This window comes from Methylophilus sp. QUAN, assembly GCF_015354445.1.
In the GTDB taxonomy this organism is placed as follows: Bacteria; Pseudomonadota; Gammaproteobacteria; order Burkholderiales; family Methylophilaceae; genus Methylophilus.
This window is the reverse complement of record NZ_JADKYT010000005.1, coordinates 1-5,664: the sequence shown is the minus strand read 5'-3', so window position 1 is coordinate 5,664 and position 5,664 is coordinate 1. Positions and strand designations below refer to the sequence as shown.

Below are 5,664 nucleotides of genomic sequence, written 5' to 3'. Positions count from 1 at the left end.
TTTTTAGAATAGGAGCTTGGGGATGACCTACTTTCGCATACGAAGAGTACACTATCATTGGCGCAAGTTCGTTTCACGGCCCTGTTCGAGATGGGAAGGGGTGGTTCCAAACCGCTATTGTCCCCAAACATAACTGGTAATGTTATGCATGGTGCTGAGTTTTGGCTCAGCCTGCTTTAACAAATTGGAAGAAGTAAAGGATTTAAGCTTGTTGGCTTAAGTATTTCAATGGGATTAGGGTACGAAACATATTGTTTCTATATCTTAGATGATTGCCAAATCATATTGCTTTGAACTACACCTGGCTTAGATTTTGGTCTAAGTTTTAAGGTTATAGGATCAAGCCTCACGAGCAATTAGTATCAGTTAGCTTAATGCATTACTGCACTTCCACACCTGACCTATCAACGTCCTGGTCTTGAACGACTCTTTAGCTGGCTTAAAGCCAGAGGCAAGTCTCATCTCGAGGCGAGTTTCACGCTTAGATGCTTTCAGCGTTTATCTCTTCCGCACTTAGCTACCCAGCTATACCATTGGCATGATAACTGGTCCACCAGAGGTGCGTCCACTCCGGTCCTCTCGTACTAGGAGCAGGTCCCCTCAAACTTGCAGCGCCCACGGCAGATAGGGACCAAACTGTCTCACGACGTTTTAAACCCAGCTCACGTACCACTTTAAATGGCGAACAGCCATACCCTTGGGACCGGCTACAGCCCCAGGATGTGATGAGCCGACATCGAGGTGCCAAACTCCCCCGTCGATATGAACTCTTGGGAGGAATCAGCCTGTTATCCCCAGAGTACCTTTTATCCGTTGAGCGATGGCCCTTCCATACAGAACCACCGGATCACTATGACCTGCTTTCGCACCTGCTCGACCTGTCCGTCTCGCAGTCAAGCAACCTTATGCCATTGCACTATCAGTACGATTTCCGACCGTACCTAGGTTACCTTCGCACTCCTCCGTTACTCTTTGGGAGGAGACCGCCCCAGTCAAACTGCCTACCATACACGGTCCCCAGTCCGGATTACGGACCTAGGTTAGAACCTCAACAACATCAGGGTGGTATTTCAAGGTTGACTCCACGAAATCTAGCGACTCCGCTTCAACGTCTCCCACCTATCCTACACAAATCTTGTCAAAGTCCAATGTAAAGCTGCAGTAAAGGTTCATGGGGTCTTTCCGTCTAGCCGCGGGGAGATTGCATCTTCACAAACATTTCAACTTCGCTGAGTCCCGAGAGGAGACAGTGTGGCCATCGTTACGCCATTCGTGCGGGTCGGAACTTACCCGACAAGGAATTTCGCTACCTTAGGACCGTTATAGTTACGGCCGCCGTTTACTGGGACTTCAATCAAGAGCTTGCACCCCATCATTTAATCTTCCAGCACCGGGCAGGCGTCACACCCTATACGTCCACTTTCGTGTTTGCAGAGTGCTGTGTTTTTATTAAACAGTCGCAGCCACCTTTTCACTGCAACCCCATCACGCTTCTAGAGCAAGTCTATACACGTTACCGGGGCGCACCTTCTCCCGAAGTTACGGTGCTAATTTGCCGAGTTCCTTCTCCCGGGTTCTCTCAAGCGCCTTAGAATTCTCATCCTGCCCACCTGTGTCGGTTTGCGGTACGGTCTTATACAACTGAAGCTTAGTGGCTTTTCTTGGAAGCATGGTATCAATCACTTCGTCTGCAAGCAGACTCGTTATCACGTCTCAGTCTTAGCTCTCCGGATTTGCCTAAAGAACCAACCTACACGCTTGAACCGGGACATCCAACACCCGGCTGACCTAACCTTCTCCGTCCCCACATCGCATTGTATAGAGGTACAGGAATATTAACCTGTTTCCCATCAGCTACGCATCTCTGCCTCACCTTAGGGGCCGACTCACCCTGCGCCGATGAACGTTGCGCAGGAAACCTTGGGCTTTCGGCGAGGGAGCTTTTCACTCCCTTTATCGCTACTCATGTCAGCATTCGCACTTCTGATACCTCCAGCATGCCTCACAGCACACCTTCGCAGGCCTACAGAACGCTCTCCTACCATGCCAGTAAACTGGCATCCGAAGCTTCGGTTACGTGCTTAGCCCCGTTACATCTTCCGCGCAGGACGACTCGACCAGTGAGCTATTACGCTTTCTTTAAATGATGGCTGCTTCTAAGCCAACATCCTGGCTGTCTATGCCTTCCCACTTCGTTTTCCACTTAGCACGTCATTTGGGACCTTAGCTGTCGGTCTGGGTTGTTTCCCTCTTGTCCACGGACGTTAGCACCCATGGACTGTCTCCCGTAATTGCATTTCTCAGTATTCGGAGTTTGCAATGGTTTGGTAAGTTCTTATGAACCCCCTAGCCATAACAGTGCTCTACCCCCGAGAATGATATACGAGGCACTACCTAAATAGTTTTCGGAGAGAACCAGCTATCTCCAAGTTTGTTTAGCCTTTCACCCCTATCCACAGCTCATCCCCAAATTTTTCAACATTTGTGGGTTCGGACCTCCAGTACCTGTTACGGCACCTTCATCCTGGCCATGGATAGATCACTTGGTTTCGGGTCTACACCCAGCGACTAAGACGCCCTATTCGGACTCGATTTCTCTACGCCTCCCCTATCGGTTAAGCTTGCCACTGAATGTAAGTCGCTGACCCATTATACAAAAGGTACGCAGTCACCCCTTACGAGGCTCCCACTGTTTGTATGCATACGGTTTCAGGATCTATTTCACTCCCCTCCCGGGGTTCTTTTCGCCTTTCCCTCACGGTACTGGTTCACTATCGGTCGATATCGAGTATTTAGCCTTGGAGGATGGTCCCCCCATGTTCAGACAAGGTTTCTCGTGCCCCGCCCTACTTTTCGTTACCCTAGTTCCACAAACGGGATTTCGTATACGGGACTATCACCCACTACGGTCGGACTTTCCATTCCGTTCTACTATCGCGTCTGCTAAAAGTAACAGGCTGTTCCATGTTCGCTCGCCACTACTTACGGAATCTCGGTTGATTTCTTTTCCTCGAGTTACTTAGATGTTTCAGTTCACTCGGTTCGCTTTACTCTTCCTATATATTCAGAAGAGAATGACCTTACGGCCGGGTTTCCCCATTCGGACATCTCCGGATCAAAGCTTATTTGCCAGCTCCCCGAAGCTTTTCGCAGGCTATCACGTCCTTCATCGCCTGATATCGCCAAGGCATCCACCATATGCACTTATTCACTTGACCCTATAACGTTAAAACCTAAACCCTTTTAAATCTAGATTTCGTCGTGCATGAGACACGCGTTACAGGTAATTCTAAAGCACTATCAAACCTCGTTAGATTTGCTTAAATTATTGATTTCTCAACAATCTAAACGTCTCAACTTGCGTTTAATATATTTATGATTTTGCAATCAATCGATATTATTTCCGGTTAAAAAATAATATCGCCCATTGAATATAAGTTGTCATCACACAACCTATATTCCTTTACTTCTTCCATTTTGTTAAAGAGCAGTCTTAGTTATTAAACTAACGTTTAAAAACCAGAAGCAAACACTATTCAAACTTCAACTAACGTTTGCTTCTAATCTCTAAACCGCAACAAAGTTTCCAACAATTGATGGTGGAGGATGACGGGATCGAACCGACGACCCCCTGCTTGCAAAGCAGGTGCTCTCCCAGCTGAGCTAATCCCCCATATAAGTGTGGTGGGTCTGGTTGGGCTCGAACCAACGACCCCCGCCTTATCAAGACGGTGCTCTAACCAGCTGAGCTACAGACCCTAAGGCGGTTTGCCTAAATCTTTGTTGCTGCTTATTTTCAGATGACTGATAAGAGTGAATGCTTGAAGCCGAGTGATCTTCTCTAGAAAGGAGGTGATCCAGCCGCACCTTCCGATACGGCTACCTTGTTACGACTTCACCCCAGTCATGAATACTACCGTGGTAATCGTCCCCCTTGCGGTTAGACTAACTACTTCTGGTAAAACCCACTCCCATGGTGTGACGGGCGGTGTGTACAAGGCCCGGGAACGTATTCACCGCGACATGCTGATCCGCGATTACTAGCGATTCCGACTTCATGCTCTCGAGTTGCAGAGAACAATCCGGACTACGATCGGCTTTCTGAGATTAGCTCCCCCTCGCGGGTTGGCAACTCTCTGTACCGACCATTGTATTACGTGTGAAGCCCTGGCCATAAGGGCCATGAGGACTTGACGTCATCCCCACCTTCCTCCGGTTTGTCACCGGCAGTCCCATTAAAGTGCCCAACTAAATGATGGCAATTAATGGCAAGGGTTGCGCTCGTTGCGGGACTTAACCCAACATCTCACGACACGAGCTGACGACAGCCATGCAGCACCTGTGTCCACTTTCTCTTTCGAGCACCTAATGCATCTCTGCTTCGTTAGTGGCATGTCAAGGCCAGGTAAGGTTTTTCGCGTTGCATCGAATTAATCCACATAATCCACCGCTTGTGCGGGCCCCCGTCAATTCCTTTGAGTTTTAATCTTGCGACCGTACTCCCCAGGCGGTCTACTTCACGCGTTAGCTGCGTTACTCATGGATTTTACTCCACCAACAACTAGTAGACATCGTTTAGGGCGTGGACTACCAGGGTATCTAATCCTGTTTGCTCCCCACGCTTTCGTGCATGAGCGTCAATATTATCCCAGGGGGCTGCCTTCGCCATTGGTATTCCTCCACATCTCTACGCATTTCACTGCTACACGTGGAATTCTACCCCCCTCTGACATATTCTAGTCTTGTAGTTTCAAACGCAGTTCCCAAGTTGAGCTCGGGGATTTCACATCTGACTTACAAAACCGCCTGCGCACGCTTTACGCCCAGTAATTCCGATTAACGCTCGCACCCTACGTATTACCGCGGCTGCTGGCACGTAGTTAGCCGGTGCTTCTTATCAAGGTACCGTCAGCCTCACACTTTATTAGAATGTAAGTTTTCTTCCCTTGCGAAAGAGCTTTACAACCCGAAGGCCTTCTTCACTCACGCGGAATGGCTGGATCAGGCTTGCGCCCATTGTCCAAAATTCCCCACTGCTGCCTCCCGTAGGAGTCTGGACCGTGTCTCAGTTCCAGTGTGGCTGGTCGTCCTCTCAGACCAGCTACTGATCGTCGCCTTGGTAGGCCATTACCCCACCAACTAGCTAATCAGATATCGGCCGCTCTTATAACGTAAGGTCCGAAGATCCCCTACTTTCCCCCTCAGGGCGTATGCGGTATTAGCTAATCTTTCGACTAGTTATCCCCCATTACAAGGTACGTTCCGATATATTACTCACCCGTTCGCCACTAATCCCCTTAGCAAGCTAAGGTTCATCGTTCGACTTGCATGTGTAAAGCATTCCGCCAGCGTTCAATCTGAGCCAGGATCAAACTCTTCAGTTTAATTCCTAACTATTACTTTTTACCTCAATTAAGAGGCGGTATTCGATTCGCTTATATCTCAAATTCATTTCAAGGTATGTGTGTAAACTACACTGTACATACTTGTCATAAATCTAAGTGTAAAGCATTTGTATTTTCTGAGTTTCTACGCATTAAATGCGCTTCACCCAACTACAAACACCCACACTTATCAGTCATCCTAATTTTTAAAGAACATCAGCTTTTCGCTGTTTTCGTTACCGTTATTTCGTAACGAGGTGCGCATTATACAGAGGTTTTT

2 tRNA genes and 3 rRNA genes are annotated in these 5,664 nt (G+C 48.2%); all 5 read right to left on the bottom strand.

The annotated features are described in order from the left end of the window. Window positions 1-14: 14 nt before the first annotated feature. Window positions 15-128, bottom strand: a 5S ribosomal RNA gene (gene rrf / locus INP79_RS15410). A gap of 207 nt (window positions 129-335) precedes the next feature. Further along, a 23S ribosomal RNA gene (locus INP79_RS15405) occupies window positions 336-3,218 on the bottom strand. A gap of 379 nt (window positions 3,219-3,597) precedes the next feature. Then, window positions 3,598-3,673 (bottom strand) — tRNA-Ala (locus INP79_RS15400). Between the two features lie 9 nt (window positions 3,674-3,682). Further along, window positions 3,683-3,759 (bottom strand) — tRNA-Ile (locus INP79_RS15395). An 86-nt stretch (window positions 3,760-3,845) separates the two neighbouring features. Next, a 16S ribosomal RNA gene (locus tag INP79_RS15390) occupies window positions 3,846-5,384 on the bottom strand. Together the 16S, 23S and 5S rRNA genes with 2 tRNA genes alongside form the textbook arrangement of a ribosomal RNA operon. Window positions 5,385-5,664: the final 280 nt, after the last annotated feature.